Origin of the sequence: Comamonas testosteroni (assembly GCF_000761245.1) — a bacterium.
Classification (GTDB): Bacteria; Pseudomonadota; Gammaproteobacteria; order Burkholderiales; family Burkholderiaceae_C; genus Comamonas; species Comamonas testosteroni_C.
The window spans coordinates 422000-444868 of the sequence record NZ_AWOR01000068.1 but is presented as its reverse complement, the minus strand read 5'-3'; the positions used below and the strand labels follow the sequence as shown (position 1 = coordinate 444868).

Below are 22869 nucleotides of genomic sequence, written 5' to 3'. Positions count from 1 at the left end.
ACGATGCAGGGCAATAAGAGGGGTGGTTATGGTGAATGTCGCAAAGATCGCGGTCGGGGTTCTGCTGGCGGTGGCATTGGCTCTGGGCATTTATGGGTGGATGCTCGCCAAAACACCACAAGCATCAGACCCTCAGGCTCAAAACTCATCCAGCGACGTCAAGTCCAGTGCCAATGTGAGTGTGGTGATGGCAGCGCAGGCCATTCCAGCGGGACAGGCGCTCAAGGTCGAGGATCTGCAGATCTCGCAGTTGCCGGCCATCCCCGATGGCGCCTATAGCGACATTCAGGCAGCTGTTGGCTCCGTACCAGCGGTGGACATACCCAAGGGCGCCCCCGTGCTGCAAGGGCAAATGGTGACCGGACTGGCGCTCAAGTTGTCGGAGGGTGAGCGTGCGGTGGCTGTCAAGGTCGATGAAAGCATTGGCGCTGGTAATCGCATCAAGCCAGGCGACTTTGTTGATGTGTTCTTTGCGCTGCGCCGCGATGGCAATGAAATCGATCAGAGCCAGGCGCGTTTGCTGCTTTCGCGCAAGCGCGTGCTGGCCTATGGCGCGGCATCGGTGGAGGCGCTGACCTCGACGGACAAAGCCGATGGCAAGCAGGCCAATGGCTCCGACAGTGCGCGCACGGCTGTGCTTGCTGTGCCGGTGGCCGAGGTCAGTCAGTTGCTGCTGGGCGGCTCCAATGGCAGCCTGCTGCTGGCACTGCGCAATCCCACGGATATGACCGAGCCGGATAGCGAGAAGTTTGCTCCGCTGCCTGGGGTATTGGCCGTCGCCATGACCAAGGGATCTGTTGCAACTCGGCTGGAAGGTGCTGACGCAGCGCAGGCCGGCGTGGCCATGAGCAGCCTGGCCGGCTCCGCAGGCACTTCGGCAGCGCGCACGACTGCAGTCAGGCCCATGACCGCTGGTGTCGCCAACCCTGCCGTGCCGCGCACGCGCACCGCATCTGCAGATCCTTCCCTGCCCGTTGAATTCGTGCGTGGCGCCAACTCCCAAACCGTGCGGTACTGAGCTATGAATAACAAGACTTTTTGGATCTCGCCCCGTACCCCGTCAATGAAGCCGCTGTATCTGCTTTGCGGCCTATCCTTGGGTGCCGTCACTGTCCCGGCCCTTGCGCAGCAAGTGCCCAATGCAGGCGAAAGCAGAGCGCAGCAAGCGACAGCAGCCAGAGAAATCAAGCTGGTGATGGGGGCGCAGCATGAGCTGGACCTGCCCGGCGGTGTGGAGCGCATTGCCATCGGCGACGACACGATCGCCGCTGTGCATATCAAGCGTGCGGGCAAGGGGGCTGCCGCCAAGATCTTGCTGAGCCCGCTCAAGCCCGGCAACACATCGTTCATGGTCTGGCCACGCGGTGAAGCGCAGGCGCAGAGCTATATGCTCAATGTGCAGCAACGGGTGGATCTGCGCACGGCCAAGGCCTCCAGCCTGATAGAGCAGCAGTTTGCCGGCGAGCTGGCGAATGCTCAGTCCGCCGACAAGGCCAAGACCGTCGATCTCTCCAGCGTCCAGCTCAAGAGCAATGTGGTGCAGGTCGATGTCAAGGTGGTCGAGTTCAACAAGACCCAGATGAAGAAGGTCGGCCTCAATCTGTTCAGCACGTCCCCCAATAGCTCGGGCTTCAGCTTTGGCATTTTTGGACGTGGTTCTTATGGCATCAGCGGGGGGAGTTCCACGACGGGCGCAACCGCCAATCCCTTGACTCAGGCCTTCAACTTGCTGATGCAGTTCGACAAGGCCGGCATAGGTGTCAATATCGGCATGCTCGAAGGCAATAATCTGGCGCGGGTGCTGGCGGCTCCGACCCTGGTGGCCTTGTCCGGCCAAAGCGCCAACTTTCTGTCGGGCGGCGAAGTGCCGGTTCCCGTGCCTGCGGGCACGGGCATGGTGGCCATCCAGTACAAGCCGTATGGCATAGGCCTGACGGTGTCCCCCACGGTGCTGTCCAACGATCGCATCGTGCTCAAGGTGGCGCCGGAAGCCAGCGAACTAGACTACGCCAACACCATTGTTCTGAACAGTGCGACCGTGCCCTCGATTACGACCCGCCGTGCCGATACCACGGTGGAGTTGGGCGACGGCGAAAGCTTTGTGATTGGCGGCCTGGTCAGCCGCAACACCACTTCGGGCACCGACAAGGTTCCTTTGCTGGGCGATATCCCGATTCTCGGTGTGCTGTTCAAGCGTCAGGAGTTTCAGCAAAAGGAGAGCGAGCTGGCGATTGTGGTGACGCCACGCCTTGTCAAACCGCTGGCTCGCGATGTGAATGTGGAGCCGCTGCTGCCCGGGCGCACCGAGCAGCGTGACCCTGCGGTATGGGGTCCATGGGTGGCGGGTGGCCTGTCGTCCAGCGTGGCGCCGGGCTTCTCACGCTGACTGCCAGAGTCGAGACATGAATATGCGCATGGATTCATCCCAGCTCAATACCGCGCAGCCAGGGGCTGTGCGTGGCAATCCACGCGTGGTGCTGGTGACGCAGTCTTCGTCACACGCTTTCTGGCTGGCAGGTGCTTTGGGCAGCGATGCGGAAGTGATACCGGTGGCAGGCGACCTGGCAACGCTTCACGCTGCGATTTCGGCGCCAGGGCTTGGCGTGGCGGTGGTGGATTTCTCGGCTCCCATGACGGAGGCTGCCATCGCCCTGGTCAGCGATCTGCGTGCCGCATTCCCCGGTGTGGTGATCATGGGATCCGGCTCTGCAGCCGAGCCCACTTCAATGCGTGCGGCCCTGCGCTGTGGCGTGGCTGAATTCATTGACTGGGATGCGACCGAAGCCGAGGCCAATGCGGCCATCAGGCATCAGGTGCATGCACGCAATCTGCAGCCTGCCGCAGTGGCACTTGCGCCAGAGACCAAAGGTTTTGCCCTGCCTTTGTTGGGGGCCCGTGTCGGTATGGGAGTAACCACGCTGGCGGTGCATCTGGCCGTGATGTTTCAGGAAATGCATGGCCAGGGCGTGGGCAGTGTCAAAAACAAAAAGCAGCCAGTTCGGCCCTTCGGCGCTAGCCAGTTACCGCAGGAGGAGGCTGCGAATGCAGCTTTGCTGGATCTGGGTTTGCCAGCGCGCGATGGTTTGCTGTATCTGGGCATCGCCGGTGACTTCAGCTTTGTGGATGCGGTTCAGAACATGCGCCGTCTGGATGCGACGTTGATCAACTCGGCGTTTGCCAAGCACCCTACTGGCGCTGTGACTTTGGCCTGGCCATCCGACCTGGGCTTGCTGCGCGATGTCAGCCCTGCTGCAGCAGCAGGGGTAGTCAGCACGCTCAAGAGCTTGCTCGGCGTCCAGGTGATCGATATGGGCGGCATGGTGCAGGCGGATTTTCTGGCGCCTTTGCTGCGCGAAAGCGGTCAGGGATGGGTGGTTTGTGACCAGTCGCTGGGCGGCATTGTGTCTACGGCGCAGATGCTCAAGGAACTCGATGCCAAGGGTGTGGAACGCAGCACCCTCAAGCTGGTTCTCAACCGCTTCAATGCCCAAGCTGGGCTGCCCGTCAAAGAGGTCGCGCAGCGCCTTGGCCTGGAGCTGCTGCACGTGATCCCGGACCGATCCACGGCTTTGCTCAGTGCCGCCAGCTGCGGTCAACTGTTGTCTCAAGCGCAGCGCGGCGATCCCTATGTAACCTGCATCAGAAGCATGGTACGTGTCTTGCAGGGTGAAGCAATGATGGCTGACAAGGCTGCGGCGGTACCAGTGGCGGGCGTTTTGGGTCAATGGGCCAAGCGATTGAGGAGAGGCGAATGAGCATGGACATTGTTTTCGCCGAAAAAAGCAGTCATTTTTCGGACTCCAAGCAGCTGTTGCTGATCAAGAACGTCGCACACGAGCATTTGCTGACGCGTGTGGAGGAGCTCGGAGCGGTGTTTGCGAAATGGTCGGCCAGCCGTGTGCGCCAGTTTGTACATCAGGAGCTCGAGCAGTTTGTGCGCCAGCAGCGCTTTCCCGTCAACGACGAGGAGGTGCAATGGATTGCGCAGGCCTTGAACAAGGAGCTGTCGGGGCTGGGGCCGCTTGACGATCTGATGGCCGACCCGGAGGTTGAGGACATTCTGATCAACGGCTATCAGCGCGTCTTTGTCTCGCGCAAGGGCATTTTGCAGCAGGAGGCGCTGCACTTCACCGACAACGCTCATGTGCTACGCATCGTGCGCCGCATCATCTCCCCGCTGGGCCGCCGCCTTGATGAATCCACGCCCATGGTCGATGCGCGCTTGCCGGACGGCGGGCGTATCAATGTAGTGATAGAGCCGCTGTCGCTGGACGGGCCGGCGGTGTCGATACGCAAGTTTCGCAATGATCCGCTGCGGGTTCAGGATCTGGTCGATTTCGGCACCATGGACGAAGGTATGGCCCGCCTGCTGGAGCTGGCGGTGCGTGAGCGCTGCAATATTCTCATCAGCGGCGGCACCAGCTGCGGCAAGACCTCCATGCTCAATGCGATTGCAGGCTTCATCCCCGGCAATGAGCGGGTGGTGACGATTGAAGATACGGCCGAGCTGACGCTGCCTCACCCGCATGTGGTGCGCATGGAAAGCCGCCCCGGTGGCTTTGAGGGGGCGGGAGTGGTCTCCATTCGGGACCTGCTGCGCAACAGCCTGCGCATGCGGCCCGATCGCATCGTGGTGGGCGAGGTGCGCGGCGCGGAAGTGCTCGAGATGCTGCAGGCCATGAACACCGGTCACGACGGCTCCATGGCCACCATCCACGCCAGCTCTCCACGTGAGTGCCTGCACCGCATGGAGATGCTCGCGGGCTTTGCGGGCTTTCAGGGCAGCGAGGTCAGCCTGCGCCGCCAGATTGCCAATGCGCTTGATTTCATCGTGCAGATCAGCCGCCTGCCCAATGGCAAGCGGCGCATCACCTCGATTACCGAAGTCACGGGCATCATCGACAGCGTGATTGCCACCCAGGAGCTCTATCGTCACGAGCTGCTGCCGCAACCCGACGGTGAGGACCTGGAGCGCTGGACCACGCTGGGCATGGTGCCGCATACGCCCAAGCTGGCGCGCTATCGCGCGGTGCTGCAGCATGCGGGAAATAATGGCGGCAACCTTGCGGGGCTGCGTCATGGCTAGCAATGCATTCTTACTCATGAGCCTGGCGCTGCTGATCGCTGCAGCGGCCATGGCGCTGTGGATGCTTGTCAGCCGGCAGCAGAAGACGCACCGTATGACCAGGCATCTGGAGCAGAGTCTGGAAAAAAGCGCGGCGGCGGCGGCCGGATTTACCGCCAAGGATGCAGCGGCATCAGCTTTTGATAGTTCTGTGGCAGATGCGGTGCTGGGCAAGGAGAAGAAGGCAGGCTGGCCGGTTCCCGCTATTTTGCTGGGTACGGCCAGCGCCCGGCTTTTCTATGGTGGTCTGGCCTTGATTGTCGCGACGTTTCTGGCCATAGCCTTTGGCGCTGGCTGGCTCGCTGGTGGTGCAGTGCTGGTGGTGCTCGGGATTGGCTTCTTCTTTCTGCTCTATGCGCGTGCGCTTAAGTACCGCGCCAGGCTCACGCAGCAGTTGCCCGGCTTTCTTGACAACACGGTGCGCTTGGTGACGATTGGCAATTCCGTTCAGGCGGCCTTCCAGATGGCAGCGGCAACCACCAAAGACCCTTTGCAGTCGGTCATGGAAAAAGCCGCCAGTCTGGCCCGCGCAGGCATGGAACTGGAGAATGCGGTGGCTCATGTGGCCAGGCAGACCAGGCTGGACGAGCTGCATTTGCTGGCAGCCATCTTGCGCATCAGTGTGCGCTATGGCGGCCGAGTCGATCTGCTGCTGGAGCGCGTGGCCCACTTTATGCGCGACCGCGAGCAGGCCGAGCAGGACTTGTCTGCCATGACGGCTGAAACACGCATGTCGGCCTGGGTGTTGAGTCTGCTGCCGGTAGCGGTGTGCTGTCTGATCATTGCAGTCAACGCTGGCTATTTTCTGAACATGTGGAATGACGCCAGTGGTCGCAACATCATCTGGGTTGCGGCAGCGTTGCAGGTCTTTGGCGTGCTGCTGCTCTACCGCATGGCCAAGCTCGACGAGGGGGCCGACTGATGGAGACATCCCGTGTTTTGCTGATGCTGAGCATTGCGCTGCTTGCTGTGGCTGCATTGATCGGTGCTGCTGTGATTGCCTATGCGCATCAGCGCCGAGAGCGCAGCAGCCGGGTGGTCCAGGATGCACTGAGTCGCAGCGGCGCAGCAGCGGCGGGCGCGGTGGCTGTACCTGCCAGACCTGCAGATCTGCTGCGTTCGCTCAATGGCGATGGCGAGCTGCCTGCACACTGGCTCAATACCTCGTTTGGCAAGGCATTGGTTGCGCAGGAAGACCGCATTCTGCTGAGCAAATGCGGCTGGGGATCGACTCGCGCGCAGCTGCAATATCTGATAGCGCGCTGCGTGGTTTCCATCATGTTCGCGCTGCTTGCGTTCTTTGTTTTTTCGGGCAGCAAGCAATTTCTGCTTTATTTGTTTGCCGCCTTCACCATAGGTTTTCTGCTTCCCAAATGGGTGTTGCGCAGCGTGGCACGCCGCCGCAGGGCCAGCGTTGCCCGCGAACTGCCCTTGCTCGTCGATCTGCTGGGCTTGCTGCAAGGCACGGGCATGAGTCTGGATCAGACCCTGCAGGTGATCGGCTCTGACTTCGGCAATGTCATGCCCGTGCTCTCGAAGGAAATACAGCTGGCCAGCCAGCAATACAGCCGGGGCAGCACACGTGAGCGTTCCTTTGGGCGTATGAGCGAGATCTACCAGAACGAGAACCTGGCCAATCTGACATCGCTGATGATTCAGATCGACAAATACGGCGGAGCAGTCCAGGAGCCGCTGCGCATTTTTGGCGAGCGGCTGCGTGAGCAGCGCAAGGCCAAGATGAAGGAGATGATAGGAAAGATCTCGGTCAAGATGACAGGTGTCATGGTCGTGACGCTGCTGCCGGCCCTGATCATCATTACAGCCGGACCGGGATTCCTGGCCGTGATCCGGGCATTGGGAGGGATGACGATATGAGAAACAACAAGCAATACATGATGTTGCCTCTGGCGGTTGCTGCGATGGCCATGCTGTCGGGCTGCTCCAGCATGGGCAATCTGCTGGGGCAGAACCAGCCCGTGCTGTCGCCGGCGGCCAAGGCCGCAGCGGATATGCCGCTCGAAAAGGAGGCGGTGGTCGACACGCAGGACACCTACCTCTCTCTGGTCAAGCAGATGCAGTCCAAGTCGCTCTGGTATGCCTCCATCGCGCACCTGGACGCACTGGACAAGCAATGGGGCGCTTCCAGCGATTCGCGGCTGCTGCGTGCAGATGCATTGCGTCAGGTGGGGCAGCTCAGTGCGGCCATCCCCATCTACCAGGGCCTGCTGGGCAGCGCCAAGGATGGTGCCGCACGCTATGGCCTGGGCCGTGTGGCCGCAGAGCAGGGCGACTTTCGCAGTGCCGCGCAGCAGATGGAGCAGGCGCGCATGAGCAACCCTGTGGATTCGCGCCTGTTGACCGATCTGGGCTATGCCTATCTGCGTGCGCATGATCTGAACGCGGCGCGCATTCCGCTGATGCAGGCGGCGCAGCTCAACCCCGAAGATGCACAGGCCAACGTCAATCTGAGCCTGTTCATGATGGTCAGCGGCCATAGCGCACAGGCCGAGGAATTCATGCGCCAGCGCAAGCTGGACGCACAGACCCGGCAACTGGTCAAGGAGCAGGCCGGGGAGTGGTTGAGGGCTGCAAGCCTGGCAGCAGCAAAGCCTGCCGCGGCTGCGACGGCAAAGGTCGTCAACCTCTCCCGTCCGGAAGTGAAGACCGCCCCCGAGGCCGTAGCCAGCTCCGGGAAATCTGCCGAAGTGCTGGAGCCTGCGGCAGTGCAGGAGGTACCCCCCACAAAAAAGCCCGCACCGGAGCCTGAAGCCGCAAAGGCTCCGGTAGTGGCAGTCAAGGCATCGGATTCTGTGCCGTCTCGTTCCCATGTGCCCCAGACCCTGTTACCACTGCCCCAAGCTCAGCCCATGGTGGCGCGGAGTGTGGAGCGGGCGCCCAGCGGTGGTCAGTGGATGGTCTCTGGCGGTAGCTTTGATGCAGGAAGGCCGCGTCACCCCGGTCAGGGGGCGAGCCAGTTTGTGCCGGCGGCTCCGCGGGCCTATGCCTATGCGCCACCTGTGCCTGTGCAGGCAATGGCTGCTCCTGTCGATGTAGCGGCTAGCGCACCATTGGAAAGGATTCCAGAGTCAAAGCAGTCTGAAGTAGCCATAGATAAAGCGCAACAAGCTCCTGCATCGATAGCGAAAGTGGCGCCACCGCTGGAGGCGGCCGTGGCGACGGCTTCTCAGTCCGCGAAGCAGGAGACGCCCAAGCCTGCACAGCCTCTGCTTACCGAGGCGATGCCCGCAAAACTGCAGCAGACGCAGCCGGCACCGGCTTCGCAAGCTGAGCCTGCGGTGCAGCCCGTGATCGCGCGCCAGCCTGTGCGCCCGACAAGATCGATGCCGGAGGCTGCAGTGGTGATGGCTGCAGCACATCCTGCCGCAGTGCGTCAGAGCGGTGAATCCGGTGGCAGACAGGCGGTACAAGCCATGCTGCCCCAGCGCGCGGCGGCGGGCGGCTTGTTTTTCGAGACGCCCGATGAAGATGCCGGCAGCAAGCCTGCAGCTTCTGCCAAGAAGAGTGCACCCGAGCGTGCCTGGCCCTGAACCTTCAAGGAGTCCCCATGAATACGCAGACAGCATTCACCCAACGGGCCCGCGCATTCACCCTGGCGTTGATGGCACTGGGAGCGGCCTCGGTCGCCATGGCGCAGGCCGGCAGCAGTACCGGCTCCGGTACGGGAGTGACCAATATGAGTGCGCCCCGAAGTGCGGCAGTGATGCCCGCAGCAACAGCTCAGGCAGCAGTGACGCAGACTCCGGCTCCCGGCAATGCCTCCCTGACGCCACCGGCAAGCAATCGGGTGGGCGACGCCACCAGCTATCTGCTGGCGCTGCAGGCCAGCGGCCAGTATGCATCGCGCAATGCCTATCCCGTGACAAGCGATGTGGCACAGCGTACCTATCAGCGCTATCTCGAGAGTTTTACCTACAAGATTCCGGAGAGCTCTGAAACACAGGTGGGTAGTACAACCAGCGGCGGCCGTTAGGCGGCCTCAGAGGCGCTCTGCATGCAGTCTTTTGCCAAAGGCCTGGGCCCTACTCCCATGCGTCGCCAATCGGGCTCCGTGGCGACGCTGGGGGCGCTATGGCTGATGATTGCCGTGATCTGCCTGGCGACCATCGATATCGGCAATGTGTTCTGGCAGAAGCGCGAGCTGCAGAAGATGGCGGATCTGGCGGCGCTGGCGGGGGCCAGTGGCACACCTCGCAGCGGAGCGTGTCAGTCGGTGGCGGCAGATAGCATTCCAAGAAACGGTGGCATTCCATCGGAATTGGTGAGCACTGCGGAGGGGCGTTGGGAAGTCAGAACCGGATTGACGTCAGAGCAGTATTTCGTAGCAGGACAGGGGCCGTTGAATGCCTGCAAGGTGCAAGTGGCCAGAGTGGTCCCCTACTTGTTTCTTTTCGGGGCGGACTTGGATGCGGGGGGGCGACGAGTAACGGCGTCTGCCACGGCTTTTCGCGCTCCCCGTCTCGCGCGACTTTCCGTACGGTCTACCTTGCTAGAGCTGGATACGACAAAGTCGGACTTGCTGGACGCCGTGATTGGAGGAATGCTGGGAGGCAGCATCAAGCTGGGTGCCGTTGGTTGGAAGGGCATCGCGGGGGCCGATATCAATCTGCTCAAATTTCTGGACGCCTTGAAAATTCGTGGCTCGCTGAATGTGGGTAGTTACGATGAAGTCGTCAACGCGAAGGTGTCTCTTGGCAACTTCATGTTGGCCATGGCCGATGTCTTACCCCAGCAAGGAAATGCCGCGGCGATAACGGCCTTGAAAGTATTGGCCGCCGGAGTCGGGCAGATCCAATTGGCATTGGCAGATGTTTTGAAACTGGGAACGGGCCTGGGAGCAGAGGCATTGCGTACGGACCTGAACGTACTGGACATGGTCACCTTGCTGGCCCAGTTTGCCAATAGCAAAAGTGCGGCGAAGGTCGGCGTCAATCTAGATCTGGGACTGGTTCATACGGGTGTGAATCTCAAAGTCATAGAGCCGGCGCAGAGTGCGATTGGAGATCCTGACAGAGATGTCATCCAGGCCAAGACATCCCAAATAGACCTCGTGGTTGGATTGGGCCTGAACTTGCTGCTGGTGGGTGTGAATCTTTCCCTGGATGTGAAGCTGGCCCAGGGTGGTGCCCGTGTCACGGGTTATCAGTGCAGCAGTGCGGGAAAGTCTTTGACTGTCCTTGGGCAGACCGGAGTGGGAACCGTTGCGCTGAAGGGTGAGGCGACTCTGTTGCTTTCGTTGATCAAAATTCCAGTCGTGATCTCACTACCCTTGCTGTCGCCGCCCCAACAGTTGCTGTTCAATAGTCCGCCGCCGCCTAGGCTGGATAAGCCTGCAGTCTGGTTGAGCATGGTGCAAACCAATTTGGTGGGAGCCTTGTTCACTGCGCTGGAAAGTCAGCTCGGTCCACTTGGTACGCTGCTGGCGGCAGTTCTGTCCCCACTGACGTATGCGCTCGACTTGATACTGAACTTGCTGTTGAGCCTTTTGGGTTTGAGCCTTGCGCAAACAGATATCGGGGCTCAACTCAATTGCGACACCAATGTGGAGCTTGTTTACTGAGCGGGCATCAGCCGTCTTGCCAAGTCTTGTAGAGCTAGATAGGTGGTGATCTCGCGGATTTTCTGGCGAGAGCCATGGAGTGCAAGTTGCTGAGTATGGGACGTATCCGCGGTGCTCCACCCCACCCACACCGTCCCCACAGGCTTTTCTGCAGAGCCTCCGCTCGGGCCGGCAACCCCCGTCACGGCAATGCTGACCTGGGCGCGTGAGTGACGGAGGGCGCCCTCGGCCATGGCGCGCACGACTTCTTCGCTGACAGCGCCGTGCTTGGCGATCAGCTCGGCGGGCACGCCCAGCATCTCGGTCTTGGCTTCGTTGGAGTAGGTCACGAAGCCACGCTCGAACCACTGGCTGGAGCCAGCCAGATCGGTGCAGGCTGCGGCAATCATGCCGCCGGTGCAGCTTTCGGCGGTGGCCAGCATCCAGCCTTTTTCGGTCAGTCTGGCGGCCAGTTGTCGCACCAGTTCTTCGATGCTGCTTGCTTGTGTGCTCATCGTCTCCTCCATGGCTTGCACCGTCAGAAGAAATGTCGCCAAAGGGCGACCACCAGCAGGGTGCAGAAGGCGGCTACCAGGTCATCCCACATGATTCCCCAGCCGCCGCGCGGGCCGAAGCCTTTGAACAGGCGGTCGGCCCATTTGACGGGCTGGGGCTTGACGGCATCAAAAAAGCGGAACAGCGCAAAGCAGGTGAGCTGACCCCAGAAGCCCATGGGCATGCACAGCCACAGAACAATCCACATGGCGACCACTTCGTCCCAGACGATATGGCCGGGGTCGGCCACGCGCATATGCTTTGCGGTGACGGTGCAGGCCCACCAGCCTACGGGAATGCTGGCGGCAATCAGCCAGCCTATCTGTGCCGGGCTCAGCCACAGTGCCAGCACCAGATAGGCCAGCCAGGCCCACAGGCTGCCCACCGTGCCGGGGGCGACGCGGGGCAGGCCGGAGCCAAAGCCCAGAGCAATCAAATGGGCCGGATGCTGCAGCATGAACCCCACGCTGGGGTGGGCGATTCCCGGCGCACTCATGTCGGGACGTGCTTTGTTATTGATAGCTGCTTGCGCAATATCCACATGCGCTGTGGCGCCGTTTGATAGATCATCCGTCATGGCGTGATGATACGCGCTGCCTTATTGCAGACCGGTGATGGGCTGGTTTTCGGGGAAGCGGATCTGGTGTGTGGCCTGGAACTGGGTCGTGCTGCGGGCGGCCAGATTCTGCTCCCAGGCAACCATGCCGTTTTGCGCATTCCAGCTGGTGGTGGCGGGCTGCGGGCTGTACTGCGACTGCACCTTGATCTGCTCATTGCGCGAAACAGGGGCCGAGTCCAGCACCTGCAGCGCGATGGGCTGGTTGTGGCGGTTTTCCACGGCGTAGTTGCGCATGATGCTGCGCTCGGTCTTGCTGCTGGCCCAGCCGCCGCTGCCGGTATGGCTTTGCGCAGGCAGGCGGCGCACCACTACGTTGTCATCGCGACCAAAAGACAGGCCTTGTGCCAGCGCCTGGGCGTTGCCAAAGTCCAGTCTGCCATTGCCAACCAGCGCCTCGTCCCGGAACAGAGCTACCGGGCCCGCCGGCCAGATGCCTGGCGGAGCCTGCAACGTGGCAATCAGATAGGCCGCCTCTTCCATGGCCGGAGCGGTGCGGGTCAGCAAGCTGGTGGCCAGATTTTCCTGACCTAGCGACAGCGTGATGCGCTCGGCGCTGGAGGTCACGCTGATCTTGTACGGCACGATGAATTGCGTGCTGTAGGCCGTGTTGATGCTGGAGACATCGAGCGCCGGCAAGTCCGGTGCCGCTGCCTCTTCGCGCATCGCCCTGGCTCCGCCGCGCGCCATCATGGCGACAGGGGCCGGTGCCGGTGCGGCGGGGGGCAGTGGCTGAGCGATATCCACCGTCCAGGGGCGTGGCATGACCCCCTGGGTGCTGCGGCCGGGCTGTCCGGTGGACAGGCGCAGGCGCACATTGCTCCAGTCCTCGCCACTGGCCTGCACGACCAGAGCCTGGCGCTCCAGTTGCACCTGCTGCTTGGCGGTGTTCAGCTGAGCGCGGTAGCTGGGCTGCCAGCTGGGGCCGCGCACCTGGTAGCTCAGGCGCACATTGGCCGCGCGCGGGCTGGCCAGCTGCACGCTGACTTTCATGACCTGAGACTGCTCGGAGCCCGTGCGGTCTCGCTCCTGGCGCAGGGGCTGCAGCTGTGCCAGCAGATCCTGCTTCTGGCGCTGAATCTGGTGAGCACGCAGGCTGTTGTCGCGGCTGGTCTGGCGCAGGGCCTGGCTGGTGCCGGCGATCTGAGCGGGGTTGATTCTGGCTTCGTCGCCGGGCTTGCTCATGCCCTGCAGAAAGTCGCCCACCAGCTTGGCTGCACTTTCTTCGGCATCGATGTTCGCCAACTGATCCTCAAGGGCCCGAATCTGCTGGTCCAGCGGGCTGGTGCATTCCTTGGCAGCCACCTGCCTGGACTGCATCAGGGTCTTGATCTCACCCACGCGCACGCCTTCGTCGCCGCTGATCTGCAGGCTCTGCGTATCTACGCTGGCGGGCAGGCATTCAAAGCTGAGCAGACGGGTCTGGGCTTCGATGCGTGCCTCGCGCTGTACGGCGGCGATGCCGGGATAGAGCGTGACGTCGGTGATGGGCGCGCGATTGCCGGAGACACTGAGGCTGCTGGCGTCGGCCAGGGCGAGCACGGGCAAAGCAGCTGCGACACAGACCATGGACACAGGCAGAAGACGGCTTGAATGCATTGGCAGCTCTTGTGGGCAGTGGACAGGGCTTGAGCTTAACTCAGGGCTCTTTGCGAGCTCCCTGTCAGGTGCCTGTTGCCTCCTGCCCGCGTGCTCGGCTTTCAGCTGCCGAAGTGGTCGAAGGACTTCCAGCGGTTTTGCAGCAGCGCGCCGTCCGTACCGATCACGCGCAGGCCCGGCTCGGCATCAATGCGGCCTATGCGATGCACTGGTGTGCCGCTGGCAGCGCCTGCTGCCAGCACGTCGGCATGCCGGGCTGCGGGGGCGGTAAAGCACAGCTCGTAGTCGTCGCCGCCAGCCAGCGTGCATTGCTGCTGCAGTTTTGAATCCAGTTGCCATGCATTGCCGCACGCGTAGGCGGCAGCAGCCATCAAGGGCGTGGTGCAGCGGCTGTCTACCGTGGCACCGACGCTGGACAGCTCCAGGATATGGCCGAGGTCGCCGAGCAGGCCGTCGCTGACATCCAGCGCGCTGCTGGCAAGGCCGCGTAGCGCCAGGCCCAGGGCCACGCGCGGCGTCGGTGCTTCCAGCCTATGGCGGGCCTGCAGAAGCAGCTCGGCAGGCAATTGCACGCGGCCCAGCATGGCCTCCAGTGCCAGGCGTGCATCGCCCAGAGTGCCGCTGACCCAGATCTCATCGCCGGCCCTGGCGCCGCTGCGCAGCAAGGCCTGGCCGGCAGGGACTTCGCCGAACACGGTGATGCAGATATTGAGCGGGCCGCCCGTGGTGTCGCCGCCGATCAGCTCGCATTCATGGGCATCGGCCAGGGTCAGCAGGCCGGCCGCAAATTCGCTGATCCAGTCTTCGTCGGCAGCGGGCAGGGACAGGGCCAGCGTGAACGCCAGAGGCCTGGCACCGCTGGCGGCCAGATCGCTGAGGTTGACGGCCAGAGCCTTGTGGCCCAGCAGGCGCGGGTTCACATCGGCAAAGAAGTGGCGGCCCTCGACCAGCATGTCGCTGGAGATGGCCAGTTGCATGCCGGGGGCCGGGGCCAGCAGCGCGCAGTCGTCGCCCACGCCAAGGGCGGCGCGACGCACGGGGCGCTGGAAATAGCGCCGGATCAGATCGAATTCACCCATAAGGTCTCTGGCCGCCCGCGATGCTGCGGCCTGCTGGGCCGCTGGTCGGCGGCGGTTAAAGGTCAAGGCCAGAAAAAGCTCAGCGGCCTGCGCCAGAAACGCTGGCGTATGGCCTTGTAGATGCGCGAGCGATCCACGCCGCTGACGTTGTGGGCACGCAGGGCGACACGGAAAGCCAGGTAGAAGCTCACCCCCACATTCAGCGCCGCATTGAAGGGCAGCATGGCCACGGCCCACCACAGCAGATCGTCATGCAGCACCTCCCAGCCCAGCGATGCCACGGCCACGCCGATCTGGCCCGTGGACAGGGTGACGTGGCGCACTTCCAGTCCCAGGCCGAAGAAGGCCGCAAATGCAGGCACCAGGCCCAGCATGAAACCCAGCGAGATATTGGACGCGAGGCTGGAGACATTCTTGCGCAAAAAGCTTGCCCAGCGATCCGCGCGGCCGGTGCCCAGAAAGCGTGTGATGCGCGGGTTGTAGCGAATCACCGAATCGATATTGCGCAGCACAAACCAGTTCTCCGCACCGCCGGCAATCAGGCTGCTGACAAACAGCAGCACGCCGGTAAAGGCGGCGAAGAGCACGGACGGCCCCAGCAGACTCAGCGAGTCCAGCACCTGGCGCGCATGCGGGGTGCTGAGCGCCTGATGACCGACAAGATAGGCATAGCCCAGCGACAGCAGCAACGCCCCGGGGAAGACGATGAGCACGTTGCCCAGAATGGCAGCCACCTGGGAGCGCACCAGATGGGCGACTTCATCGACGAACTCCTGGATGGATCCATCACTTTGGATGTCCTTGAGCTTGGCAGCCATGGCCGGCGCCGTCATGGCCGGCTGCTTGGTGGCCACCGTGAAGTGCAGCATCTGGATCAGCACAAAGCTGATGGCGTAGTTGAAGCCCGCAGCCAGTCCCGACCAGAAGACGGACAGGCCCAGCGCATACAGTGCGAACTTGGCCAGCGTGGTGAAGGCCATCACAAAGCCGCCGCCCGCGGCCTTGGCCACCATCTTGCGGTATTCGCTGCCGTCGCGGGTGATGTAGTGCTCGCCGGTTTCGGCGCTGCGCTCGGCCACCTTGGCTGCCAGCAGCGATGAGTTGGTGGACATCAGCGCACGCACGCTGCGCCGCTCTATGCCCACGGCCACGAGGTTGGAGAGCAGCTCGGACGTCTCGTAGGCACGGTCTTCTGCCAGCAGGCAATCGAGCAGGCGGCGAATGCGCAGAATGCGCGCACGCACCTGGCGCAGGCGGAAGATCAAACCGACGGAAATGCCTTCGGCCTCGACGTAGGAGTAGACCGAGGACACGGCGGCGCGGCAGGCCTCGAGCCGCTCGCGCAACTGCGCTGCAGCGGCGTCGCGCCTGTCGGTGGTGCGCAGCGGCAGCATGACCTCCACGCGCAGGTTTTCCACATCGTGGATCAGCGCATGAAACGGCTTTTCCTCGCGTGCCTGCTCGCTCATGCGCAGGCGCAGCTCGGGGGCAAACCCCGTGGAGAGAATCTGGCCCGCGCAATAGGTGATGGCGTCAAGCAGGTTGCGCTCCCAGAAGCTCACGCCTTCATCCTGTTGCTGCGGGGTCAGCAAGGTGGTGATGCGGGCCATGAGATGGCTGTCCAGCGCATGCAGCCAGCGGGCGTCGAAACGCTCGGGAAAGACCAGCATGAACAGCTCGGAGGCATCCTCGGTCTCGGGCGTGCTGGGCAGCAGCTTGTAGCGCAGGCGCTCGGCCACTTCGCTGGCCATGGCCGTGCGCGGGGCAAAGCCGAAATCTGCCAGCAGGGCGGTGATGTCCACCGTCTCCATCAGCGTCTGGCTCCAGCGGCGCAGCCGGGCCAGAGCTTCGGGGTCGGCCTCGAAGGCCTCGACGATCTGTTTCACGCGCTGCACGGCGCCTTCGACAGAGGGTTCGGCTGCGCGTATCCATTCGGCCAGATGGATCAGCCACAGATGGCGTTGCGCAAGGCCTGCGCCGGGATCCAGGGACGCCAGCAGGCCGGGCAGGTCAAGAGTGCTTTTCTTCATGCAAATGTGGGGTGGCTGCCTTAGTGCAGAACGCGCTTCTCGGGCATGGGCATGGGGTCCCCGGACTCATTCATCTGCAGCACGAAGAGCGGAATCTCGCATTCGAAGGTCTCGCCCTCGTGATTCACGCAGAGATAGCTGCCGCGCATGGTGCCCGTGGGCGTGCGCAGCTGGCAGCCGCTGCTGTACTCGAAGGATTCACCGGGCTGCAGCAGCGGCTGTCGGCCCACCACGCCCAGGCCCTTGACCTCTTCGACATGGCCCAACTCGTTGGTGATGATCCAGTGCCGCGCAATCAGCTGCGCCGGCACCTCACCCGTGTTGGTGACGGTAATGGTGTAGGAAAACACATAGACGCCGGCGGCCGGGGCGGATTGCTCGGGCAGGTAGGCGGGCTGGACTTGGACCAGAAACTCATTCATCGGCATGAGCTAATGGTAACTGCGACAATTGCAATCCATGAGCCCCACCTACCGTATTGCCCCCTCCATCCTGTCAGCCGACTTCGCCCGTCTGGGTGAAGAAGTGCGTAATGTCATTGCGGCCGGCGCCGATTGGATCCACTTTGACGTGATGGACAACCATTACGTCCCCAATCTGACCTTCGGCCCCATGATCTGTCAGGCTTTGAAGCCCCATTCGGTCACACCCGATGGCAAGCCCGTGCCCATCGACGTGCATCTGATGGTGCAGCCCGTGGACGATCTCGCCACTGCTTTTGCCAAGGCAGGTGCGGACTACATCAGCTTTCACCCCGATGCGTCGCAACATGTGCATCGCAGCATCCAGAACATCAAAAGCCATGGCTGCAAGGCCGGCCTGGTATTCAATCCCGCCGCGCCACTGGACGTGCTGGACTGGGTGATCGAGGACATCGACCTGATCCTCTTGATGAGCGTGAACCCCGGCTTCGGCGGCCAGAGCTTTATTGATAGCACGCTGCGCAAGGTGGAAGCCGCTCGCAAGCGAATTGAAGCCAGTGGCAAGGATATCCGCCTGGAAGTGGACGGCGGCATCAAGGAAGCCAATATCCGCGCCGTGGCCGATGCCGGTGCCGACACCTTTGTGGCTGGCAGCGCCATCTTCGGCAAGCCGGATTACAAGGCTGTCATCGACACCATGCGCAAGAATCTGGCCTGACTCCCGCTTAAGGCGCTGCGCCCGCGGCTCCTTTGCACAGAGGCGGCGAGGCCGCCCAGGTCTGGCTTCCTGCCCTGGCTTCGGCTGCGCTCGATACACGAGCGCGGCTTTTGGAGTCGGGGTATGAAAGTTTTAGTGTTTTTTGGCTGCAAGCCCAATATGAATAAGCGCATGCAGCTATTTAATTGATAGTTGTATGAAGCTGAATCTGCCTGCTCCCGCCGCCGCTCTGGAACTGGATGCCGTCATGGTCGACCTCGACGGCACCATGGTGAACACGCTGGGCGACTTTGCCGAAGCGCTCAACCGCATGCTGGCCGATCTGCAACTGCCTGCCATAGCGCCGCAAATCATCGAGAACATGGTGGGCAAGGGCAGCGAGCATCTGATCCGCTGCGTGCTGGCGCATGTGGAGGCACCGAACATCGATGCCCTGTATCCCCAGGCCTGGCAGCGTTATGAGCACCATTACCTGGCCATCAACGGCCAGTTTGCCGATGTCTATCCGGGCGTGGCCGAAGGTCTGCAGGCACTCCAGTCCCTGGGGCTGCGCATGGCCTGCCTGACCAACAAGCCGTTGTCTTTTGCCCAGCCGCTGCTGGCCGCCAAGGGGCTGGACGGCTTTTTCGACTGCGTGTTCGGTGGCGACTCCTTCCCGCGCAAAAAGCCCGACCCCATGCCGTTGGTCGAGACCTGCAAGGCTCTGGGCAGCGAGCCCGCGCGCACGCTGATGGTGGGTGACTCCAGCAACGATGCCCAGGCCGCCCATGCCGCAGGCTGCCCGGTGGTGCTGATGACCTACGGCTACAACCACGGCCAGCCCATCACGGCTGTCAAGGCCAGGGCGCATCTGGATTCGCTGGCGCAGCTTGTTGCGTGATGCTGTGTTTTTGTCCGCATATCTGGCATGAAAGAGTGCGGATAAGCATATTTGCTAGAGTCGGTCGCTTTGTCTGAATCCATGCCGGCTCCTGCATCACTGTGCGGTCGGCAGAGAACAAAGGGGGACTCGCGCCACATGCACGGACTGCACCTGACTGCCGACCTTTACCAATGCACAGGCCATGAGCGCTTCATGCTCGATGCCGACGCCATCGCCGGGCTTTGCCGCGAACAGACTGCGGCCTCGGGGCTGACCTTGGTGGATGACACCTGGGTGAAGTTTCCGCCCTATGAAGGCCAGCCCGGCGGGGTGACGGGTACGGTGTTGCTGGCGGAGTCCCATCTGGCCATACATACCTGGCCCGAGACGGGCAGTGTCACCATCGACGTCTATGTGTGCAATTTTTCTGCCGACAACTCGGGCAAGGCCCGCCGTCTGATGGAAGGCGTGATTGGCGCTTTCGCGCCCCAAAAGGTGTTGCGCCAGCAATTGATGCGCGGCGACATCGGCATGGCGCAGCCGGCAGACCATGGCGTGGACCCTGCACCCGTGTCCGAATCCGGCTGGGTCACGGAGCAGCTCACGCCCCATGCCCGTTTTGGCTATCGCGCCACGGCGCTGCAGACGCAGCAGACCCCGTATCAGAGGCTGGAGCTGTTGCAGACGCCGCAGTTCGGCAAGGTGCTGCGTCTGGATGATTGCTTCATGACCTCCGAGGGCGAGGAGTTTTTCTATCACGAGGCCCTGGTGCACCCGGCCGCCATGGCCCACCCCGCGCCGCGCAAGGCCTTGATTCTGGGTGGGGGAGATGGCGGGGCCGCCGAGGAGCTGCTCAAGCACCCGAGCATCGAGCACGTGGTGCTGGCTGAGCTGGACGAGGCCGTGGTGCAGTTCTCGCGCCAGCATCTGCAAGCCGTGCATCGCGGTGCGCTCGATGATGACCGTGTTGAGGTCCGCATAGGCGACGGTCTGGCCTTGATGGAGGCAACCGATGAGCGCTTCGATCTGGCACTCATGGATTTGACCGACCCTGACACGCCTGCCAGCGCCCTGTATGCGCCGGCCTCGCTGGCACGCATGAAGCGCGTGCTGGCGCCGGGCGGCGCGCTGGTGCTGCATCTGGGCAGCCCTGTCTTTCACGGCGCGCAGGTGGCCGAGCTGGTGCGCAGCCTGCGTCAGCAGTTTGCCGTGGTGCGCTGCTACGGCCTCTATATTCCGCTTTACGGCGCTTACTGGGGGCTGGCCGTGGCATCCGATGAGCTCGATCCGCTGGAGCTGAAGGCGCCGCAACTGGCCGAACGCCTCAAGCAGCGCAAGGTGCGGGATCTGCAGTACTACAACGAGCAGGTGCACGGCGCGCTGTTTGCGCTGCCCAACTATTATCGCGAGCTGCTCAAGTGAGTCAGCCTGCCTCGCCCAGCAGCGCTTTCTTGAGCTGCTGATCGGCGGGCTTGGGACCCAGCCAGATGCCCAGCAGGGCGTTGAAGAATTCGGGCTCCTTGAAGGCCTCGCCCTGTGGCTGGCCCTTGACGGTCACGATGGCGCCCTGGCCGGGCAGCCAGTCCACCATGAAGTTCTCGCCTGCAAGCAGCTTTTTGTGCTGGGTGAAGATCTCGCTCATGCGCATCACCCCCGGTATCAGCTTGGAGAAGGCGGCCCGCTCCATGTTGTCTTCCATGCCGCGTGAGAACAGCTTTCCCAGCTCGGCCGAGTCGATATCGCGCAGCATGGTCACGCTGATGCGCTTGGGCCCGGGCAGGGCGGCGATTTCCTGCAGGCTGCGCGCAGGCTTTTCCAGGTACAGGCCGGCGGTATAGACCTTGAACACGGCCTTGTAGCGGGTGCCTGCGCCGTTGAGTTCCAGCGTCCTGCCCTGGGACTGCAGGCTGGGGGCATAGATGACACCGTGAAGTTTCACGGGCTCGGAGGGCATGCCTTGTGCCTGAGCGGCCTGGCAGGCAAGAGCGGCTGCCAGCAGCAAGGCAGGCATTAAACGGGCACTGGGCATGGCTGTCTCCTCGTGATTTCCGGTCGAGCAGTTCTGGCGACCGCTTCGCTTGCACGCCGTGGGCAAGCGTTCCGGTAAAAACGGTATGTTTGTTTTTGTCCGCGATGGCTGCAATCAGGTCTGTCCCCAGCAAAGGGGGGCGTTGCACGGCATCGGAGCGCTATTGCTTGTGCGGCGGCGCTATGCGCTACACTGTCCGCATCATGTTCATTCATCGCACGTTCAATGCAGGTTGTGGAGACCGGGGAGCCTGGCCCTGGCGTAAGCCTGCACATCTGAACTGCTGAAGCACCCGGCACGAGCCCGGCGTGCACCCCGCGGCCCCATGCGTTGCATACTTCGGGCCAATTGGAATGAACCGGCGCACCCTCTCTTCAAACGCGTCATCTGCCCTGTAATCAATCCGTGCAGATGCACCATGCGCCATGACTCCCGGAGCTTCTCCCGTGATCACGGAACTGGAATTCAAATCGCTTGCGGCCCAAGGCTATAACCGCATCCCGCTGTTGATCGAGGCCTTTGCCGACCTCGAAACCCCGCTGTCCCTCTATCTGAAGCTCGCCCATGCCAATGGCGACGGCAAGTACAGCTTCTTGCTGGAATCCGTGGTCGGCGGCGAGCGCTTCGGCCGCTACAGCTTCATCGGCCTGCCGGCACGCAGCTTTGTGCGCGCCTCGGGCTTCGGCGACCAGGCCAGGACCGAGGTTGTGACCGATGGCAAGGTGGTGGAGACAGCCGGTGGCAATCCGCTGGACTTCATCGCGGCCTATCAGCAGCGCTTCAAGGTTGCCGTCACGCCCGGCATGCCGCGCTTTTGTGGCGGCCTGGCCGGCTATTTCGGCTATGACGCCGTGCGCTACATCGAGAAAAAGCTTGAAGGCAGCTGCCCGCCCGACAGCCTGGGCACGCCCGACATCATGCTGCTGCAGTGCGAAGAGGTGGCCGTCATCGACAACCTCTCGGGCAAGCTCTACCTCATCGTCTATGCCAACCCCGGCGAGGCCGAAGCCTATACCCGCGCCAAGAAGCGCCTGCGCCAGCTCAAGGACCAGCTGCGCTATTCCGTCAGCGCGCCGCAGATTCGTGCCGGCGAGAGCTATCCCGCAGAGCGCAGCTTCGACAAGCAGGACTATCTGGACGCCGTGCAAAAGGCCAAGGAGCTGATTGCGGCGGGCGACTTCATGCAGGTGCAGGTAGGCCAGCGCATTCACAAGCGTTTCACGGCCTCGCCGCTGTCGCTGTACCGCGCGCTGCGCTCGCTCAACCCCAGCCCCTATATGTACTTCTACCATTTCGGAGATTTCCATGTGGTGGGGGCTAGCCCGGAGATTCTGGTGCGCCAGGAGCGCACTCCCGATGGCCAGAAGGTCACGATTCGCCCTCTGGCCGGCACCCGTCCGCGCGGCAATACGGTGGAGGCCGACAAGGCCACCGAGCAGGAGCTGATCGCCGACCCCAAGGAGCGTGCCGAGCATGTGATGCTGATCGATCTGGCGCGCAACGATATCGGCCGCATTGCCAGGACCGGCAGCGTCAAGGTGACCGAAGCCTTTGCCGTAGAGCGCTACAGCCATGTCATGCATATCGTGAGCAACGTGGAAGGCATCTTGCAGGACGGCATGGACAATATGGATGTCTTCAAGGCCACCTTCCCTGCAGGCACGCTGACGGGCGCTCCCAAGGTGCATGCCATGGAAGTCATCGACCGGCTCGAGCCCAGCAAGCGCGGCATCTATGGCGGTGCCTGCGGCTATCTGAGCTTTGCCGGCGACATGGATCTGGCGATCGCGATCCGTACCGGCGTCATCAAGGACAACGTGCTCTATGTGCAGGCCGCTGCCGGTGTGGTGGCCGACTCCGTGCCCGAGCTGGAGTGGAGAGAGACCGAGCACAAGGCCCGCGCCTTGCTGCGCGCCGCAGAACTCGTTGAGGAAGGTCTGGAATGAGCCAAGCCATCGATCTGGTGCAGCACTGCACCACCATGGAAGATGTGCGCCGCAATGTGAATGCGCTCGACGATGTGCTGGTGCCGCTGCTGGTCACGCGCATCGGCTATATGCAGCAGGCGGCGCGCATCAAGGGCGATGCGAGCCAGGTGCGCGATGAGGCGCGCATCGAAGCCATCGTCAGCCGAGTGCGTGAGCGCACGGCGCAGGAGGGCGGCCAGCCCGATGTGATGGAGGCCGTCTATCGCGCGCTGATGGAAGCCTGCATCGCCTACGAACACCAGGAATTTGCGCGCCTGCGTGAACCCAAAGAAATTGCAGGGGAGTAAGA

The 22869-nt window shown here is 62.6% G+C and carries 21 protein-coding genes; 14 read left to right on the top strand and 7 right to left on the bottom strand.

The annotated features are described in order from the left end of the window. Positions 1 to 28: 28 nt before the first annotated feature. Genes cpaB through P353_RS20950 form a run of 9 tightly spaced genes read left to right on the top strand, consistent with a single transcriptional unit; the run spans position 29 to position 10703 of the window. Entirely contained in the window at positions 29 to 1018 is a 990-nt protein-coding gene (cpaB, locus tag P353_RS20990) for a Flp pilus assembly protein CpaB (protein WP_034373912.1), read from the top strand. 3 nt (positions 1019 to 1021) lie between these two features. Then, entirely contained in the window at positions 1022 to 2386 is a 1365-nt protein-coding gene (locus P353_RS20985) for a type II and III secretion system protein family protein (protein ID WP_034373910.1), read from the top strand. A gap of 28 nt (positions 2387 to 2414) precedes the next feature. Continuing rightward, positions 2415 to 3755 carry an AAA family ATPase gene (locus P353_RS20980; protein WP_232776740.1) on the top strand — a complete coding sequence of 447 codons (1341 nt, stop codon included), beginning with the start codon at positions 2415 to 2417 and terminating at the stop codon, positions 3753 to 3755. Then, positions 3752 to 5086 (top strand): CpaF family protein, encoded by a 1335-nt coding sequence (locus tag P353_RS20975; RefSeq protein ID WP_034373907.1) that lies wholly within the window; start codon positions 3752 to 3754, stop codon positions 5084 to 5086. The genes P353_RS20980 and P353_RS20975 overlap by 4 nt, the downstream gene beginning before the upstream one ends. A 16-nt stretch (positions 5087 to 5102) precedes the next feature. After that, entirely contained in the window at positions 5103 to 6047 is a 945-nt protein-coding gene (locus P353_RS20970; protein ID WP_232776738.1) for a type II secretion system F family protein, read from the top strand. Then, on the top strand, positions 6047 to 7000 hold the full coding sequence (locus P353_RS20965; protein ID WP_034373901.1) for a type II secretion system F family protein: 954 nt from the start codon (positions 6047 to 6049) through the stop codon (positions 6998 to 7000). The genes P353_RS20970 and P353_RS20965 overlap by 1 nt, the downstream gene beginning before the upstream one ends. Continuing rightward, positions 6997 to 8673, top strand: coding sequence for a tetratricopeptide repeat protein (locus P353_RS20960; protein ID WP_034373897.1), 1677 nt, complete (start codon positions 6997 to 6999; stop codon positions 8671 to 8673). Before P353_RS20965 ends, P353_RS20960 begins: the two co-directional genes overlap by 4 nt. A 17-nt stretch (positions 8674 to 8690) precedes the next feature. Continuing rightward, positions 8691 to 9116 (top strand): DUF3613 domain-containing protein, encoded by a 426-nt coding sequence (locus P353_RS20955; RefSeq protein WP_034373894.1) that lies wholly within the window; start codon positions 8691 to 8693, stop codon positions 9114 to 9116. Positions 9117 to 9137: 21 nt separating this feature from the next. Then, positions 9138 to 10703, top strand: a complete 1566-nt coding sequence (locus P353_RS20950; protein WP_034373891.1) for a pilus assembly protein TadG-related protein — start codon at positions 9138 to 9140, stop codon at positions 10701 to 10703. Here the strand turns inward: P353_RS20950 and P353_RS20945 are convergent. The 6 genes from P353_RS20945 to apaG form a co-directional block, all read right to left on the bottom strand. Next, positions 10697 to 11197 (bottom strand): CinA family protein, encoded by a 501-nt coding sequence (locus P353_RS20945; RefSeq protein WP_034374220.1) that lies wholly within the window; start codon positions 11195 to 11197, stop codon positions 10697 to 10699. The genes P353_RS20950 and P353_RS20945 overlap by 7 nt on opposite strands. Positions 11198 to 11220: 23 nt before the next feature. After that, a complete protein-coding gene (locus tag P353_RS20940; RefSeq protein ID WP_080750626.1) occupies positions 11221 to 11814 on the bottom strand; it encodes a phosphatidylglycerophosphatase A in 594 nt (197 codons plus the stop codon). Positions 11815 to 11835: 21 nt separating this feature from the next. Beyond that, positions 11836 to 13452, bottom strand: coding sequence for a DUF4139 domain-containing protein (locus tag P353_RS20935; protein ID WP_034373888.1), 1617 nt, complete (start codon positions 13450 to 13452; stop codon positions 11836 to 11838). 101 nt (positions 13453 to 13553) lie between these two features. Continuing rightward, positions 13554 to 14531 carry a thiamine-phosphate kinase gene (gene thiL / locus P353_RS20930; protein ID WP_034373885.1) on the bottom strand — a complete coding sequence of 326 codons (978 nt, stop codon included), beginning with the start codon at positions 14529 to 14531 and terminating at the stop codon, positions 13554 to 13556. A 62-nt stretch (positions 14532 to 14593) separates the two neighbouring features. Further along, positions 14594 to 16561: a site-specific recombinase gene (locus P353_RS20925; RefSeq protein ID WP_034373883.1), complete on the bottom strand. Its 1968-nt coding sequence runs from the start codon at positions 16559 to 16561 to the stop codon at positions 14594 to 14596. Between the two features lie 20 nt (positions 16562 to 16581). Continuing rightward, entirely contained in the window at positions 16582 to 16989 is a 408-nt protein-coding gene (gene apaG / locus P353_RS20920) for a Co2+/Mg2+ efflux protein ApaG (RefSeq protein ID WP_019043152.1), read from the bottom strand. A 31-nt stretch (positions 16990 to 17020) separates the two neighbouring features. Here apaG and rpe point away from each other — a divergent pair, with 31 nt between their 5' ends. The 3 genes from rpe (at position 17021) to speE (ending at position 19985) form a co-directional block, all read left to right on the top strand. Continuing rightward, positions 17021 to 17701 (top strand): ribulose-phosphate 3-epimerase, encoded by a 681-nt coding sequence (gene rpe / locus P353_RS20915; RefSeq protein ID WP_034373881.1) that lies wholly within the window; start codon positions 17021 to 17023, stop codon positions 17699 to 17701. 196 nt (positions 17702 to 17897) lie between these two features. After that, on the top strand, positions 17898 to 18581 hold the full coding sequence (locus tag P353_RS20910; RefSeq protein WP_034373878.1) for a phosphoglycolate phosphatase: 684 nt from the start codon (positions 17898 to 17900) through the stop codon (positions 18579 to 18581). 138 nt (positions 18582 to 18719) lie between these two features. Continuing rightward, positions 18720 to 19985: a polyamine aminopropyltransferase gene (gene speE / locus P353_RS20905; protein WP_034373875.1), complete on the top strand. Its 1266-nt coding sequence runs from the start codon at positions 18720 to 18722 to the stop codon at positions 19983 to 19985. A 1-nt stretch (position 19986) separates the two neighbouring features. On the opposite strand, the gene P353_RS20900 is transcribed toward speE, so the two are convergent. Next, positions 19987 to 20592, bottom strand: a complete 606-nt coding sequence (locus tag P353_RS20900) for a chalcone isomerase family protein (protein WP_034373872.1) — start codon at positions 20590 to 20592, stop codon at positions 19987 to 19989. 446 nt (positions 20593 to 21038) lie between these two features. On the opposite strand from P353_RS20900, the gene trpE reads away from it, so the two are divergent. Further along, positions 21039 to 22538, top strand: a complete 1500-nt coding sequence (gene trpE / locus P353_RS20895; RefSeq protein WP_034374216.1) for an anthranilate synthase component I — start codon at positions 21039 to 21041, stop codon at positions 22536 to 22538. Beyond that, positions 22535 to 22867 (top strand): chorismate mutase, encoded by a 333-nt coding sequence (locus P353_RS20890; protein WP_034373869.1) that lies wholly within the window; start codon positions 22535 to 22537, stop codon positions 22865 to 22867. Before trpE ends, P353_RS20890 begins: the two co-directional genes overlap by 4 nt. The last annotated feature ends 2 nt before the right edge of the window (positions 22868 to 22869 follow it).

Bases quoted from the DNA above. Each gene is read 5' to 3' on its own strand.
- P353_RS20900 (WP_034373872.1), bottom strand. From the start codon at position 20,592: ATGCCCAGTGCCCGTTTAATGCCTGCCTTGCTGCTGGCAGCCGCTCTT.
- thiL (WP_034373885.1), bottom strand. From the start codon at position 14,531: ATGGGTGAATTCGATCTGATCCGGCGCTATTTCCAGCGCCCCGTGCGT.
- P353_RS20955 (WP_034373894.1), top strand. From the start codon at position 8,691: ATGAATACGCAGACAGCATTCACCCAACGGGCCCGCGCATTCACCCTG.
- P353_RS20935 (WP_034373888.1), bottom strand. From the start codon at position 13,452: ATGCATTCAAGCCGTCTTCTGCCTGTGTCCATGGTCTGTGTCGCAGCT.
- P353_RS20925 (WP_034373883.1), bottom strand. From the start codon at position 16,561: ATGAAGAAAAGCACTCTTGACCTGCCCGGCCTGCTGGCGTCCCTGGAT.
- P353_RS20975 (WP_034373907.1), top strand. From the start codon at position 3,752: ATGAGCATGGACATTGTTTTCGCCGAAAAAAGCAGTCATTTTTCGGAC.
- P353_RS20950 (WP_034373891.1), top strand. From the start codon at position 9,138: ATGCAGTCTTTTGCCAAAGGCCTGGGCCCTACTCCCATGCGTCGCCAA.
- P353_RS20945 (WP_034374220.1), bottom strand. From the start codon at position 11,197: ATGAGCACACAAGCAAGCAGCATCGAAGAACTGGTGCGACAACTGGCC.
- speE (WP_034373875.1), top strand. From the start codon at position 18,720: ATGCACGGACTGCACCTGACTGCCGACCTTTACCAATGCACAGGCCAT.
- P353_RS20970 (WP_232776738.1), top strand. From the start codon at position 5,103: ATGAGCCTGGCGCTGCTGATCGCTGCAGCGGCCATGGCGCTGTGGATG.
- P353_RS20890 (WP_034373869.1), top strand. From the start codon at position 22,535: ATGAGCCAAGCCATCGATCTGGTGCAGCACTGCACCACCATGGAAGAT.
- P353_RS20980 (WP_232776740.1), top strand. From the start codon at position 2,415: ATGGATTCATCCCAGCTCAATACCGCGCAGCCAGGGGCTGTGCGTGGC.
- apaG (WP_019043152.1), bottom strand. From the start codon at position 16,989: ATGCCGATGAATGAGTTTCTGGTCCAAGTCCAGCCCGCCTACCTGCCC.
- P353_RS20985 (WP_034373910.1), top strand. From the start codon at position 1,022: ATGAATAACAAGACTTTTTGGATCTCGCCCCGTACCCCGTCAATGAAG.
- P353_RS20910 (WP_034373878.1), top strand. From the start codon at position 17,898: ATGAAGCTGAATCTGCCTGCTCCCGCCGCCGCTCTGGAACTGGATGCC.
- P353_RS20965 (WP_034373901.1), top strand. From the start codon at position 6,047: ATGGAGACATCCCGTGTTTTGCTGATGCTGAGCATTGCGCTGCTTGCT.
- rpe (WP_034373881.1), top strand. From the start codon at position 17,021: ATGAGCCCCACCTACCGTATTGCCCCCTCCATCCTGTCAGCCGACTTC.
- cpaB (WP_034373912.1), top strand. From the start codon at position 29: ATGGTGAATGTCGCAAAGATCGCGGTCGGGGTTCTGCTGGCGGTGGCA.
- P353_RS20960 (WP_034373897.1), top strand. From the start codon at position 6,997: ATGAGAAACAACAAGCAATACATGATGTTGCCTCTGGCGGTTGCTGCG.
- P353_RS20940 (WP_080750626.1), bottom strand. From the start codon at position 11,814: ATGACGGATGATCTATCAAACGGCGCCACAGCGCATGTGGATATTGCG.